The sequence below is a fragment of the Geothermobacter ehrlichii genome, from assembly GCF_008124615.1.
Lineage (GTDB): Bacteria > Desulfobacterota > Desulfuromonadia > Desulfuromonadales > Geothermobacteraceae > Geothermobacter > Geothermobacter ehrlichii.
The window spans coordinates 33,131-47,133 of record NZ_VNIB01000009.1 but is presented as its reverse complement, the minus strand read 5'-3'; the positions used below and the strand labels follow the sequence as shown (position 1 = coordinate 47,133).

Genomic DNA, 14,003 nt, shown 5'->3' with positions numbered 1-14,003 from the left:
CTGCGCAAAGGTGAAGACAGTGCCGCGTGACCGCAAAACGGCAACGGCCGTTTCCCTTTCGGAAACGGCCGTTGTGTGTAGTTCGGTTCACTCCGGCGGAAGTCGGTTCCGCTGGGGGGCGCGCCGGGCGCTCAGGCCGCCCCGCCCTCCTCTGGCTTCTCATCTTCTTCGTCCGGTTCGTCGGCCGCTTTCTTCTTGCCGAAGAAGCGGGCCACCCAGATGCCGATTTCGTAGAGCAGAACGAACGGCAGCGCCAGCGCGGTCTGCGAAAAGACGTCCGGCGGGGTGAGGATGGCGCCGATGACGAAGCCGATCACCAGGGCGTACTTGCGCTTGGCCGCCAGCCACTTGTAGTCGACGACGCCGATGCGGGCGAGAAAGAAGATGATGATCGGCAGCTCGAAGACCATGCCGAAGGCGAAGAGCAGCTTGGTGGCGAAGGTGAGATAGCCGCCCATGGAGAGCATGGGAGCGAGGCTGCCGTCGAGACCGAAACTGATGAGAAAGGTGAAGATCTGCGGAAAGACGAAAAAGAAGCCGAAATAGGTGCCGACGCCGAAACAGAGACAGCTCGCCAGCACGAAGGGGATCAGGTAGCGTTTTTCGTGGGTGTAGAGGCCGGGGGCGATGAAGGCCCAGAGCTGCCAGAAGATGATCGGCAGTGCGACCAGGAATCCGGCCAGGGCGCCGATCTTCATGTAGGTGAAGAAGGGCTCGGTGGCGTTGATGAAGACCAGTGAGCTCCCCTCGGGCAGGGCCGCCTTCACCGGGGCCGCGATGTAGTTGAAGAGCTTTTCGGCGAAGGCGTAGCAACCGAGAAAGGCGACAAACCAGGAGCTGGCGGCTATGACCAGCCGCTTGCGCAGCTCCTCCAGGTGGGCCATCAGGGGAAGCTGCTCGTCATGCACGGTCGCTTTCCTCCCCGGTCGCGGAATCCTCCTTTTCGGCGTCCTCTTCCCGCCCGTCGCCGCCATTTTCGCTCGCCGGGCCCTTCCCGGTCGCGGTGTCCCCTGAGGTTTCGCCAGCCTGCGGCGGCGTGGCGGGGGCGTAGGGATCGAAATCTTCCGCCGGATCGCTGCCCGGCGGCTTCAGACTGCCGCCGCCAAGGATCTGCTCGCGTATCTCGCGGGTGCGGGTCTCTTCCTCGAGAGTCTGCTTGAACTCGTCGGTGGCCCGTTTGAATTCCGCCATCGCCCGTCCCAGCGCCCGGGCGATATCGGGCAGTTTGCGCGGGCCGATGACCATCAGGGCGATGGCGAGGATGAGCAGAAGCTCGGGAAAACCGATGCCGAACATGAAGAACCCTTCCGTCTGAAGTCGGTTGAGAATAGCCGCAATCAGGGGGCAAGTCAAGCGGGTGAATGGCTGTTAACGGTTTGACATATCAGGGTTTTTCTTCTAGACTTGCGGGCCACGACCGTTTACGGAAGGACAGTCATGAATACGAGCGAATTACAACAGGAAATCCGTCGCCTCTGCGTCGAGCGTAACGCCCTGCTGCTGGCGCACAACTACCAGCGCGACGAAATTCAGGAAATCGCCGATATCACGGGGGATTCCCTCGGTCTGTCGATGGAGGCCGCCCGTACCGACAAGGACGTGATCGTCTTTTGCGGCGTTCATTTCATGGCGGAAAGCGCCGCCATCCTGGCGCCCGACAAGACGGTGCTGCTGCCGCGGCTCGACGCCGGTTGCCCCATGGCCGACATGGTCACCGCCGAAGGACTGCGCGAACTGAAGGCGCAGCATCCCGACGCCACCGTGGTCACCTACGTCAACTCCAGCGCCGCGGTCAAGGCCGAAAGCGACATCTGCTGCACCTCCTCCAACGCCGTCAATGTCGCCCGCTCCCTCGACGCCAAGAAGCTGCTGCTGGTGCCCGACCGCAATCTCGGCCGCTACATCGCCCGGCACGTGCCGGAGAAGGAGTGCATCTGCTGGGAGGGCTACTGCCCGACCCACGACCGACTGACCGTCGCCGACATCGAGCGGGCCCGCGCCGAGCATCCCGATGCCCTCTTTATGGCCCATCCGGAATGCACGCCGGAGGTGCTCGCGCTGGCCGATCACATCTGTTCGACCAGCGGCATGTACGCCTTCGCCCGTTCGAGCGAGGCGCGCAAGTTCATCGTCGGCACCGAAATGGGCATCCTCTACCGGCTGCGCAAGGAGAATCCGGACAAGGAATTCATCCTGCCGAGCAAGGCCCTGATCTGTCCCAACATGAAGCTGACCAGCCTCGAGGACGTGCTGCGGGCGCTGCAGACCATGCAGCCCGTGGTGACCGTCGACGCCGAAATCCGGCAGAAGGCGAAGACCGCCCTCGACCGGATGCTGGCGGTGCCGCGGGATTGAGGCGCGCCACCGTCCTCGTGTTCACCTGCCCGCACCGCTGCGCAGCCGCCGACCTGCCCCTGTCTTCTGCCGGGATGCTGACTGGATGAGCGAGGATTCTGCGCAAGAGATTCAGCACGCCACCGTCCACAGCGTGGTCGAGGTGTGCCGGGCGTCTGTCACCCGGGCCGAGGTCCTCGGCCTGCACGGCAGCGCCGGTGCCCACCTGCTCGCCTCCCTGCTCATTGCCGACCGGCGGCCGCTGATGGTGCTGACGGCCGATGCCCGCCAGAGCGCCCGCCTGGCCCGCGATCTCGCCTTCTATCACCGCCGTGGCGATGAGATCGGCCACTTTCCCGCCTGGGAGATGCGGCCCTACGATCCCCTGACCCCCCACCCCGAAGTCGAGGCGACGCGTCTGGCGACCCTGGCCGGGCTGGCTGCCGGCCGGCTGCGGGCGGTGGTGCTGCCGGTGCGCGCCCTGATGCAGCGGGTGATGCCGAAGCAGGTGCTGCAGGCCCTCAGTTGCGAACTGCAGCTGCAACAGGACTACCCCCGGCAGGAGCTGCAGCGCCTGCTCACCGGGCTTGGCTACCAGCCGGTCCCCCTGGTCGAGGATCGCGGCACCTTTTCCGCCCGCGGCGATATCGTCGACCTCTTCCCGCCGACGGGCGAGCGGCCGCTGCGGCTCGAATTCTTCGGTGACCAGCTGGAGCGCATCCGCCCCTTCGATCCGGTCAGCCAGCGCTCGACCGGCGAGGAGCTCCAGCGACTGGCCCTGTATCCGGCGCGGGAGATGATTCTCGCCGGCGAATTCCTTGCCCATTTTCTCGACCGGCTCAAGCAGCGCTGCGACGAACTCGGTCTGCCCCGTTCGGCCCGCGAGGCGGTGGCCGAGGAGGCCCGGGAGGGCTATCTCACTCCGGGCCGCTCCTTTCTGCTCCCCCTGGTCTATCCCGGGCTCGACACCCTGTTCGACTATGCCGGCGACGCCCGCTGGGTGGTGGTCGACGGCGCCGGCGTCGAACGGGAAGCCGACGCCTTCGCCGCCGAGATCGAGGAGGGGCAGCTGGTCGCCGGGCGGCGTGACGAGCCCTGGGTGCCGGCGGCCAGCCTCTACCTGACGCCGGAAGAGCTCGAGCGGCAGCTGGCGGTGCGGCCGCGGCTCGATTTTTCGCCGCTGCAGGTCTACCGGCTCGATGCCGACCATCCCCTCTTTCGCATCGACGCCCGCGGCAATGCCGATCTGCGGGTCGATCCCGGTGCCGCCGACGGCGGACTGGAGGCGCTGGCCGGGCGACTGCGGCGCTGGCTGGACGAGCGCTGGCGCCTGCTGCTGGTCTGCCATACCCGGGGGCAGGCCGAACGGCTGGCCGATCTGCTCGAACCCTACGGTTTTGCGCTGCCGAAGAATCCCGAACCGCTGACCGCGCTGCCGGAGCCCGGGCAGCTGCAGCTGGTGCTGGGCGACCTGTCGGCCGGTTTCCGGCTGCCGCTGGAAAAGACGGCGGTGGTGACCGAGGAAGAGCTGTTCGGGCCGCGGGTCCGGCGCCGGCGGGGGGGCGAAGAGCGGGCACGGGCGCTGCTGTCGTCGCTGGCCGAGCTGAAGAGCGGCGATCTGGTAGTGCATGTCGACCATGGCATCGGCCGCTATCACGGCCTGGAGCACCTGCGGCTCGGTCCGGTGGAAGGGGATTTCCTCCATCTCGAATACGCCGGACAGGACAAGCTCTACCTGCCCGTCGACCGCATCGAGAAGGTACAGAAATATATCGGCGGCGAGGGCGCGGCCGAGCCCCGCCTCGATCGGCTCGGCGGCCAGGGCTGGGAGAAGGCGTGCCTGCGCGCCCGGACCATGGTCGAGGAGCTGGCGCGCGACCTGCTGCAGATCTACGCCCGCCGGGAGCTGGCCCGGGGCTTTCGCTACTCGCCGCCTGACCGGCTCTACCGGGAGTTCGAGGCGGCCTTCCCCTACGAGGAGACGCCCGACCAGCTGGCGGCGATCGAGGACGTGCTGGCCGACATGACCAGCGACCGGCTGATGGACCGGCTGGTCTGCGGCGACGTCGGCTACGGCAAGACCGAGGTCGCCATCCGTGCCGCCTTCAAGGCGGTGCTCGATGGCCGGCAGGTGGCGGTGCTGGTCCCGACCACCGTGCTCGCCCAGCAGCACCTGGTCTCCTTCCGCCAGCGGCTGCAGGATTTTCCGGTGACGGTGGAGATGGTCTCCCGCTTCGTGGCGCCGGCCCGGCAGAAGGAGATTCTGCAGCGCGTCGCCGAAGGGCGGGTGGACATCCTGATCGGCACCCACCGGCTGCTGCAGCGGGACGTGCGTTTCAGGGAGCTGGGGCTGGTGGTCATCGACGAGGAGCAGCGGTTCGGGGTGGCGCACAAGGAGCGGCTGAAGAAGCTGCGGGCCGAGGTCGACGTCCTCACCCTGACGGCGACCCCCATTCCGCGCACCCTGCACCTGGCCATCAGCGGCCTGCGCGACCTGTCGGTCATCGAAACCCCTCCGGTCGACCGCCAGGCCATCCGTACCTACGTCACCCGTTTCGACGAAGAACTGGTCGCCGACGCCATCCGCCGCGAGCTGCGGCGTGGCGGGCAGGTCTTTTTCGTCCACAACCAGGTGCGGAACATCGAGGCGATGGCCGACTATCTGCGCACTCTGGTGCCGGAGGCGAAGATCGTCGTCGGCCACGGCCAGCTGCCGGAAAAGGAGCTGGAGAAGGTGATGGTCGATTTCATCGCCGGCGAGAGCAACGTTCTGGTCTGCTCGACCATCATCGAGAGCGGTCTCGACATTCCGCGCGCCAACACCATCATCATCAATCGTGCCGACTGCTTCGGCCTGGCCCAGCTCTACCAGCTGCGCGGCCGGGTCGGCCGCTCCAGCCAGCGGGCCTACGCCTACCTGCTGATTCCCGGCGAGGGAGCGCTCACCCGGCAGGCGCGGGAGCGGCTACGGGTATTGCAGGAGCTGACCGAGCTCGGCGCCGGTTTCCGGGTGGCCAGCCACGATCTCGAGCTGCGCGGCGCCGGTGATCTGCTCGGAGCGCGGCAGGCCGGGCAGATCGCCGCCATCGGTTTCGAGATGTACACCGAACTGCTGCAGGAGACCATCGCCGAACTGCAGGGGCGGGAGAAGGAGGAGAAGGTCGACCCGGAGATCCGGCTCGGCGTTTCCGCCTATCTGCCGGAGGATTACGTTCCCGATCCCAACCAGCGGCTGGTTCTCTATCGCAACATGGCGGCCGCGAGGGAGGAGGACGAGCTCTACCAGGCCGCCGACGAGCTGCGCGACCGGTTCGGCGAGATCCCGCCGCCGGCCCGGCTGCTGCTGCAGGTGATGCGACTGCGGGTGTTGCTGAAGAAGCTCTGGATCGAGCAGGCCGAATACGACGGCCGGCGCCTGGTTTGCGCCTTCCACGCCAAAACTCCGGTTTCGCCGGAAAGCATTCTCGCCCTGCTGCAGCGGCAGCCGCAGCGCTACCGGTTTTCGCCCGACTACCGGCTGACCGTTCAGCTGGGCCGGATGGCGCCGGACGAGCTGCTCGCTGCAGCCAGAAAAGAATTGCAGCTGCTGCTCGGCGCATGCTAGTCTGCCCAGTCATGATGCGCGGATTACGCTGCCTGGTCCTGGTTCTGCTCCTGGTCGCGGGTCTGGTCGGCTGCCGGCGGGAGACGCCGGAGAGCCGCCCCCTGCTGCGGGTCAACGACCGGGTGCTGTCCGCCGAGCGGTTCGACCGGGAATTCGCCCGGAGCCTGCCTGCCGACCGGCTGCTGTCTCCGGATGAACGCAGGGATTTGCGCCGGTCCTTTCTGGCCCAGATTATCGATCGCGAACTGATCCTTGCCGAGGCCGACCGCCTCGATCTGCAGGTCACCGCCGGCGAGCTGACCCGCGCCCGGCGGGAGATCGAGCGCGACTATGCCGACAGGGAGTTCGAGCAGATGCTCGAGCGCCGGGGGCTGACTCTCGACGAGTGGCAGCGGCAGCTGACCGACGAGCTGCTGATCGAAAAGGTCATCGATCTGCAGGTCCGATCGCGCATCGCCATCAGCGACCAGGAGGTCGCCGCCTACTACCGCGACCATCGCGACGAATTCGACCGTCCGGAGCAGGCGCGGGCCCGGCAGATCGTGGTTGGCAGCAGGGAGGAAGGCGAGCGTCTGCTCGGCCTGCTGCGGCAGGGTGAGTCCTTCGCCGAGGTGGCCCGGGCCCATTCACTGTCGCCCGACGCCGAACAGGGCGGGGATCTCGGCTGGTTTCCCCGCGGCCAGATGCCGCCCGAATTCGATCGGGCCGTCTTCAGCCTGCCGGTCGGCCGGTTGAGCGACCTGGTGAAGAGTCCTTACGGTTATCATATCTTTCTGGTCGAGGAAAGGCGGCCGGCCAGGCGGCTCGCGCTGGACGAGGCCCGCGACGAGATTCGGAAAATCCTGCGGCGCCAGGCGGAAAAGACCGCCTTTCAGAGCTGGCTCAAAGAGCTGCGGCGGCGGGCCCGCATCGAAATCGACCTGCAGCAGCTCGACCGAACCGCATCCGGCTGACGCCGGAACGGGAGGAACAACGCGATGAACAAACTCCTCTTCTCGCTCTTTTTTCTGCTCGTCTCCGTCCTGCCGGCCCGCGCCGAGCTGGTCAGCAAGATCGCGGCCGTGGTCAACGACGACATCATCACCACCTACCAGCTCGAGCAGGAGGTGGCCAGGGTGCTGGCGAAACGGGCGCGGGGCGAAAAGCTGAACGCCGACCAGATCGAAACCCTGCGCCGCACCCTGCTCGACAAGCTGATCGAGGAAACCCTGTTGCAGCAGCAGATCGAGGCGCTGGGCCTGACCGTTTCCGAGACCGAGATCGACGAGGCGGTGCAGGATGTGCAGCGGCAGAACAAGCTGACCACCGAGCAGCTGACCAGGGCGCTCAAGGCCCAGGGGCTGACCATGGAGAGCTACCGGGAGAAGCTGCGCAAGCAGATTCTGCGCCTGAAGCTGCTCGGCCGCCAGGTGCAGAGCAAGGTTGACGTGACCGACAGCGACATCCGGGAGTATTTCCGCGACCATATTGACGAGTTTCGCGAGCCGCCCTATATCCGCTTTTCCCACCTGATCGTCACCCTGCCCGAGAAGGCTGACGCCCGCCGGGAGGCCGAGGCCCGGGAGCTGGCCGAAAAGGCCCTGGCCCGGTTGCGGGGAGGCGAGAGCCTGGAGTCGGTGGTCGAGGATCTGTCGCGTCAGGGACTGGCGATCGGCGGCGACATGGGCCGTTTCAAGGAGAGCGAACTGTCGCCGGAGATCGTCGAGGCCCTGAAAGGGATGAAGGTCGGCGATTACAGCCGGCCGCTCAAGGTGCCCAGGGGGTTCATGATCTTCCGGGTCGACGAGCGGATACCGGGACACATCCGCAATTTCGATCTGGTCAAATCGGAGATCCGCCAGAAGCTGATCGACGAGGCCCGCGAGCGCGAGTTCAGGAAGTGGAGCAAGTCGATGAAGAAGGATGCCTATATCGATATCCGGTTGTGAGGCCGTCAGGCGCCGGATGTCGGGAGCTGGCAGGAGGCAGGGAGGGTCGGGAGATCCCTTTCTGCCTCTTTTGCGTTTTGCTTGCCCGCCCCTTCTCCCCTCGGCTATAGTGATTGCTTACCATTTTGGAAAACAATGGGCATGAAACCGCTGATTCTCACTATGGGCGATCCGACCGGGATCGGTCCGGAGCTGATTCTCAAGGCCCTGCTGGCCGGTGAGCTCGACCCCTTTGCCGACCGGTTGCTGGTGGCCGGCGATGCCGGCGTGCTGGCGCGGGCCTCGGCCCCTTTTGCCGTCGCCGCCAGGTTCGAACCGGAAGACGACGGGACGGGACGGCTGTGGCTGGCCGACCGCTCGCTGCCGGTTCGCGTTCTGAGCCGGCTGGATGCCGGCCGGCTGGTTCCGGGGTGTCCGGACGCCGCCTGCGGCGCGGCGATGGCCGCCTACGTCGAATGGGCGGTGGCGGCCTGCAGGCGCGGCGAGGCCGCCGGCATGGTCACCTGCCCGATCAGCAAGGCGGCTATGCAGGCCGCCGGCATCCCCTTTCCCGGTCACACCGAACTGCTCGCCGAGCGCTGCGGCGTCGAGAAGGTGGTGATGATGCTGGCCGGCGCCAGGCTGAAGGTCTGCCTGGTCACCACCCACCTCGCCTACCGCGAGGTTCCCGCCCGGCTCAGCCGGGAGGAGATTCTCGCCACCCTGCGGATCGTCGACCGTTCCCTGCGTCGGCAGTTCGGCCTCGAGCGGCCCCGACTGGCGGTGGCCGCCCTCAATCCCCACGCCGGCGAGGATGGCCTGTTCGGCGACGAGGAGAAGCGGATCATCGTTCCGGCGCTGGAAGAGGCGCGGGCCGCCGGCATCGACGCCCGCGGTCCCTTTCCGCCCGACACCCTTTTCTACTTCGCCGCCCGCGGCGACTGCGACGCGGTGATCTGCATGTATCACGACCAGGGGCTGATACCGCTGAAGCTGCTGCATTTCGAGGACGCGGTCAACGTCACTCTCGGCCTGCCGATCGTCCGTACCTCGGTCGACCATGGCACCGCCTACGATCTGGTCGGCACGGGCAAGGCGAACACCGCCAGCCTGCTGGCGGCGATTCGCATGGCGGAGCAGATGACTCGTAACAGCTGAATACAGGAAGATTCAAAACCCGCCACGATGGCACGAAGATAGCGAAGGAGAATCGAAATTTCCACAAGACCAGAACCCAGATTCAGCCGAGAGGCAATTCTCGAAAAAATTGAAGTGGGTTTTCTTCATGTCCATTGGTGGCTTTGGTGTTTCAAGCGAGCGCAGCGAGCAACGTGACAGCAGGCCTTTTCGGGTTTTAACCTTCCGTATCGAGCCTCAAGCCTAGAGCCTGATTTTCATGACCGACAAGATCATCATCAAGGGTGCCCGTGAGCACAACCTGAAGAATATCGATCTCGAGATTCCGCGCGACAAGCTGGTGGTGATCACCGGCGTCTCCGGTTCGGGCAAGTCGACGCTGGCCTTCGACACCATCTACGCCGAGGGCCAGCGCCGCTACGTCGAGTCGTTGTCGGCCTACGCCCGGCAGTTTCTCGAACAGATGGACAAGCCTGACGTGGAGAGCATCGAGGGCCTGTCGCCGGCGATCTCCATCGAGCAGAAGACCACCAGCCGCAACCCGCGTTCCACCGTCGGCACGGTGACCGAGATCTACGACTACCTGCGGCTGCTGTTCGCCCGTGTCGGAAAGGTGCACTGCTTCAAGTGCGGCCGGCAGATCGCCGGGCAGACCGTCGAACAGATGGTCGACCGGGTGATGGCCCTGCCGGAGCGGAGCAAGGTCATTCTGCTGGCGCCGATCGTACGCGGCCGCAAGGGGGAGTATCGCCGGGAGCTGAAGCAGCTGCAGGCCGACGGCTTCGTGCGGGTGCGTGTCGACGGTGAGCAGTACGAGCTGGGGGAGGAGATCCCGCTCGACAAGAACCGCAAGCACACCATCGAGGTGATCGTCGACCGGCTGGTGGTCAAGGAGGGGATCGAGAGCCGGCTGGCCGATTCCCTGGAGACCTGCCTGCGGCTGGCCGAGGGCGTGGTGCGGGTGGAGGTGGTCGGCGGCGCCAGCGAACTCTGGTCGGAGCATCACGCCTGCGTCGAGTGCGGCGTCTCCTATCCGGAAATCACTCCGCGCATGTTCTCCTTCAACAATCCCTACGGCGCCTGCCCCGACTGCTCGGGACTGGGTACCCGCATGTACTTTGACGAGGAGCTGGTGGTTCCCGACCCCGACCTTTCGCTCCGGCACGGGGCGGTGGCTCCCTGGGAGACCCGCTCCGGCGTCTATTACCAGAACCTGCTCGAGGCCCTCGCCGAGCATTACCGGTTCGACATCCGCACTCCGTTCCGGCAGCTGCCGGAAAATGTGCGCCGGATCGTCCTCTACGGTTCCGGCGACGAGAAGATCCGCTTCTTCTGGGACCAGGGACGGCGGCGGCACTACTACAGCAAGCCCTTCGAGGGGGTGATTCCCAGCCTCGAGCGCCGTTACCGGGAGACCGACTCGGAGACGGTGCGCGAACAGCTCGAGCGCTACATGAACGTCATGCCCTGCCCGACCTGCAACGGCGCGCGCCTGAAGCTGGAGATGCTCAACGTAAGGGTCGGCGGCAAGAACATCCAGGAAGTCTGCGCCCTCTCCATCGCCGAGGCCGAGGCCTTTTTCGCCGCCCTCGAGCTGAGCGGCCGGGAACGGGAGATCGCCCGCCGCATCCTCAAGGAGATCCGCGAACGGCTCTCCTTCCTCACCCACGTCGGCCTCGACTATCTCTCCCTCGACCGCTCCTCCGGCACCCTCTCCGGCGGCGAGGGGCAGCGCATCCGGCTGGCGACCCAGGTTGGTTCGAGTCTGGTCGGCGTGCTCTACATTCTCGACGAGCCCTCCATCGGCCTGCACCAGCGCGACAACCGGCGGCTGCTCGAAACCCTGAAGCGGCTGCGCGATCTCGGCAACACGGTGCTGGTGGTCGAGCACGACGAGGAGACCATTCTCGAGGCCGACCACGTCATCGACATGGGACCGGCGGCCGGCATCCACGGCGGCGAGGTGGTCGCCCAGGGGACGCCGCAACAGATCATGGCCAATCCGCGCTCCCTGACCGGCCGCTACCTGAACGGCGAGCTGTCGATTCCGGTGCCGGAGAGGCGCCGGGTGCCCGAACGCTGGCTCGAGGTGCGCGGAGCGCGGGAGAACAACCTGCGCAACATCGACGTCCGCTTTCCGCTCGGGGTGATGACCTGCGTCACCGGCGTGTCCGGTTCCGGCAAGTCGACCCTCACCATCGACACCCTCTACCGCACTCTGGCCTCACGCCTCAACGGCGCCCGCCTGCGGGCCGGCCGCTGCGACGCGGTGCTCGGCCTGGAGCAGCTCGACAAGGTGATCGACATCGACCAGTCGCCCATCGGCCGCACCCCGCGTTCCAATCCGGCCACCTACACCGGCGTCTTCACCGAGATCCGGCAGCTGTTCGCCGGGCTGCCGGAAGCGAAGATCCGCGGCTACAAGCCGGGGCGGTTCTCCTTCAACGTCAAGGGCGGCCGCTGCGAAGCCTGCCAGGGGGACGGCATACTCAAGATCGAGATGCACTTTCTGCCCGACGTTTTCGTCACCTGCGATGTCTGTCGGGGAGCCCGCTTCAACCGCGAGACCCTCGAGGTGAAGTACAAGGGCAAGTCGATCGCCGACGTGCTCGACATGACCGCCAACCAGGCGGCCCGGTTCTTCGAGAACATTCCGAAGATCAGCAACCGGCTGGAGACGCTGCGCGATGTCGGTTTGGGCTACATCAGGCTCGGCCAGAGCGCCACCACCCTCTCCGGTGGCGAGGCGCAGCGGGTCAAGCTGGCCAAGGAGCTGAGCAAGCGGGCCACCGGCAAGACCATCTACATCCTCGACGAACCGACCACCGGCCTGCACTTTGCCGACATCGAAAAGCTGCTGCAGGTGCTGCACCGGCTGGTCGAGGCAGGCAACACAGTGATCATCATCGAGCACAACCTCGATGTTATCAAGACCGCCGACTACATCATCGATCTCGGTCCCGAGGGTGGTTCGCGCGGCGGCACGGTGGTCGCCGCCGGCACGCCGGAAGAGGTGGCCGGCGTCGAGGTCTCGCATACCGGCCGCTATCTGCGCACCTGCCTGCCCGCCTTCGCTGCGTCGGCCGCGGCAAGGTAAAACTGACACTCTGTGGCTATTGCACAACGTCTTTCCACCATGCGTCCCCTGCGGAGGGGCGGATGTCGCTTCCCGGCCCCGCCGGAAATGATCCGTCCGGCACCTGTCGCCTTGCCGATGTCGCATCGATTTCAGCCGCTTGTCTCAGTCGGGCCGTCTTTTTTGACCTTTGGGTCCGGCAGTCGACGGGGTTGGCATGTCTGATGCAGCGCTCAAGGTTGACGGCAAGGCTGAACCGCGAACCCGAAAGGCTGATCCGGTCCCATGTACCTGCGGCGCGCATTGACATTGCTGCTTCTGGTCTGTTTTCTGACCGGTTGCGCGGCCAACCAGGCGGCGTTCATTTCCGTGCCCCCCGGAGCCCGGGTGATCGTCGACGGCAGGGAGATCGGCACCACGCCCTGCACTCTCGATTACCGCTGCGACGGCGGCCGCGAGCGGCAGGTGGTGCTGCTCAAGGACGGGTTCGAGCCGATTCGCTACACCATCCGTTCCGACGAAGTCGATCGCGAGGCCCAGGCCGGCTGGGTTACCGCCAGCCTGCTTCTGCCCCTGGGCAGTCCGCTGCTGATCGGCACCCTCTTCAGCAAGAAGCTCAAGGACAGCTACGAATTCATTCTGCGTCCCGGCAGCGAGCAGGTCGCCGGTGACAGCGGCAACCTGGAAACCCTTTTCCGTTGACCTTTTCCCTTCCCGGCTCTTTCCTCCCGTGGCCGGGACGTTTCGCCGGCTCCCCGTAAACGAACCATTTGCAGATTCTTCCTCCGTTGTCTGCCCTGTGATCCACCGGTCGGGCGGCTACGCCCGGGGCGGCCGATTGCCGGTTGACAAGCCGTCTCCGACTGCTAAACTGTGCGCGGGTTGGACCCGAATCATGGATGCGGACTCAAACAGGAGGAACAAGATCATGGCAGATCTGAAAGGGAGCAGGACCGAGGCCGACCTGAAGGAGGCCTTTGCCGGGGAATCCCAGGCCAACCGCAAGTATCTCGCCTTTGCCCGTCAGGCCGAGGCCGAAGGCTATCCGCAGGTCGCCAAGCTCTTTCGGGCCGCGGCCGAGGCCGAAACCGTTCATGCCCTGGCCCATTTGCGGGTACTCGGCGGCATCGGTGACACAGCCGCCAACCTGAAAGAGGCGATCCGTGGCGAGACGGCCGAGTTCACCGAAATGTATCCGCACATGATCCGCGAGGCGACCAACGCCGGCTACGATTCGGCGCTGAAGAGCTTCACCTATGCCAACACCGTCGAAAAGGCCCACGCCCGGCTCTACCAGAAAGCCCTTGACAATCTCGGGCGCAATGACGAAGTTGATTATTACGTCTGTCAGGTTTGCGGCAATACCATCGAGGGCGAACCTGACGGACCCTGCGAAGTCTGCGGCGCCACCATCGCCGCGTTCAAGAAGGTCGACTGAAGGCCATCACAGCCGAAATTTTCCGGCCGGGCCCTTCAGGGGCCCGGCCTTTTTGTTGCCATCGTGCGGCCATTGATGTCGAGACAGGGAGGCCAACCATGGAAAAATGTCCCGTTTGCAAGGAACAGAGCAAGGGGAAATACTTCTGCAAGAACTGCAAGACCATGTTCCGCTGCCCCGTGCAGAGCTGCGAATACGAGATCCGCAAGCGCGACCTGACCAGCTGTCCCAAGTGCGGACTGATCTTCGAGGATTACATCAACCGCAAGAAGATGTACCGGCAGTGCCCCAAGTGCAAGAAAAAGCAGGGGGTTTCCGACCCGCAATGCCGGCATTGCCGTTACTGGTTCAACTGCCCCACCTGTGGGCACAAGGTACCGTCCACCAGCATGCTGACATGCCCCCGTTGTGCCACCAGTCTGCGCTGAGGCGGGTCGACAAGCGGCCGCTTTTTGCTGGATATCGATCCGGCACCTGATAACATGTTGTTATTGCAGCAGGTTTCAG

General features: G+C 65.5%; 11 protein-coding genes. 9 read left to right on the top strand and 2 right to left on the bottom strand.

All coding sequences use genetic code 11. The annotated features are described in order from the left end of the window. Positions 1 to 131: 131 nt before the first annotated feature. Positions 132 to 908 carry a twin-arginine translocase subunit TatC gene (tatC, locus tag EDC39_RS10240; protein ID WP_246140233.1) on the bottom strand — a complete coding sequence of 259 codons (777 nt, stop codon included), beginning with the start codon at positions 906 to 908 and terminating at the stop codon, positions 132 to 134. Further along, positions 901 to 1,296 (bottom strand): Sec-independent protein translocase protein TatB, encoded by a 396-nt coding sequence (gene tatB / locus EDC39_RS15770; RefSeq protein ID WP_148896285.1) that lies wholly within the window; start codon positions 1,294 to 1,296, stop codon positions 901 to 903. The genes tatC and tatB overlap by 8 nt, the downstream gene beginning before the upstream one ends. Before the next feature lie 141 nt (positions 1,297 to 1,437). On the opposite strand from tatB, the gene nadA reads away from it, so the two are divergent. From nadA to EDC39_RS10190, 9 genes are all read left to right on the top strand, one after another. Further along, entirely contained in the window at positions 1,438 to 2,355 is a 918-nt protein-coding gene (gene nadA, locus EDC39_RS10230) for a quinolinate synthase NadA (RefSeq protein WP_148896284.1), read from the top strand. 85 nt (positions 2,356 to 2,440) lie between these two features. After that, on the top strand, positions 2,441 to 5,938 hold the full coding sequence (gene mfd, locus EDC39_RS10225; RefSeq protein WP_148896283.1) for a transcription-repair coupling factor: 3,498 nt from the start codon (positions 2,441 to 2,443) through the stop codon (positions 5,936 to 5,938). A gap of 14 nt (positions 5,939 to 5,952) precedes the next feature. Continuing rightward, the gene (locus EDC39_RS10220) at positions 5,953 to 6,891 is read left to right on the top strand and encodes a peptidylprolyl isomerase (RefSeq protein WP_222862868.1); all 939 of its coding nucleotides are present in this window, start codon (positions 5,953 to 5,955) and stop codon (positions 6,889 to 6,891) included. 24 nt (positions 6,892 to 6,915) lie between these two features. Then, a complete protein-coding gene (locus EDC39_RS10215; protein ID WP_148896281.1) occupies positions 6,916 to 7,866 on the top strand; it encodes a peptidyl-prolyl cis-trans isomerase in 951 nt (316 codons plus the stop codon). Between the two features lie 141 nt (positions 7,867 to 8,007). Then, positions 8,008 to 9,003: a 4-hydroxythreonine-4-phosphate dehydrogenase PdxA gene (gene pdxA / locus EDC39_RS10210; protein ID WP_246140232.1), complete on the top strand. Its 996-nt coding sequence runs from the start codon at positions 8,008 to 8,010 to the stop codon at positions 9,001 to 9,003. A 238-nt stretch (positions 9,004 to 9,241) separates the two neighbouring features. Next, the gene (uvrA, locus tag EDC39_RS10205) at positions 9,242 to 12,079 is read left to right on the top strand and encodes an excinuclease ABC subunit UvrA (RefSeq protein ID WP_148896279.1); all 2,838 of its coding nucleotides are present in this window, start codon (positions 9,242 to 9,244) and stop codon (positions 12,077 to 12,079) included. Between the two features lie 264 nt (positions 12,080 to 12,343). Next, the gene (locus EDC39_RS10200) at positions 12,344 to 12,760 is read left to right on the top strand and encodes a PEGA domain-containing protein (RefSeq protein ID WP_148896278.1); all 417 of its coding nucleotides are present in this window, start codon (positions 12,344 to 12,346) and stop codon (positions 12,758 to 12,760) included. 226 nt (positions 12,761 to 12,986) lie between these two features. Further along, positions 12,987 to 13,496: a rubrerythrin family protein gene (locus EDC39_RS10195; protein WP_148896277.1), complete on the top strand. Its 510-nt coding sequence runs from the start codon at positions 12,987 to 12,989 to the stop codon at positions 13,494 to 13,496. A gap of 98 nt (positions 13,497 to 13,594) precedes the next feature. After that, positions 13,595 to 13,924 (top strand): hypothetical protein, encoded by a 330-nt coding sequence (locus EDC39_RS10190; protein ID WP_148896276.1) that lies wholly within the window; start codon positions 13,595 to 13,597, stop codon positions 13,922 to 13,924. Positions 13,925 to 14,003 lie beyond the last annotated feature (79 nt).

Coding starts and splice junctions, on each gene's coding strand:
- tatB (WP_148896285.1), bottom strand. CDS start 1,296: ATGTTCGGCATCGGTTTTCCCGAGCTTCTGCTCATCCTCGCCATCGCC.
- EDC39_RS10220 (WP_222862868.1), top strand. CDS start 5,953: ATGCGCGGATTACGCTGCCTGGTCCTGGTTCTGCTCCTGGTCGCGGGT.
- EDC39_RS10195 (WP_148896277.1), top strand. CDS start 12,987: ATGGCAGATCTGAAAGGGAGCAGGACCGAGGCCGACCTGAAGGAGGCC.
- EDC39_RS10190 (WP_148896276.1), top strand. CDS start 13,595: ATGGAAAAATGTCCCGTTTGCAAGGAACAGAGCAAGGGGAAATACTTC.
- uvrA (WP_148896279.1), top strand. CDS start 9,242: ATGACCGACAAGATCATCATCAAGGGTGCCCGTGAGCACAACCTGAAG.
- nadA (WP_148896284.1), top strand. CDS start 1,438: ATGAATACGAGCGAATTACAACAGGAAATCCGTCGCCTCTGCGTCGAG.
- EDC39_RS10200 (WP_148896278.1), top strand. CDS start 12,344: ATGTACCTGCGGCGCGCATTGACATTGCTGCTTCTGGTCTGTTTTCTG.
- EDC39_RS10215 (WP_148896281.1), top strand. CDS start 6,916: ATGAACAAACTCCTCTTCTCGCTCTTTTTTCTGCTCGTCTCCGTCCTG.
- mfd (WP_148896283.1), top strand. CDS start 2,441: ATGAGCGAGGATTCTGCGCAAGAGATTCAGCACGCCACCGTCCACAGC.
- pdxA (WP_246140232.1), top strand. CDS start 8,008: ATGAAACCGCTGATTCTCACTATGGGCGATCCGACCGGGATCGGTCCG.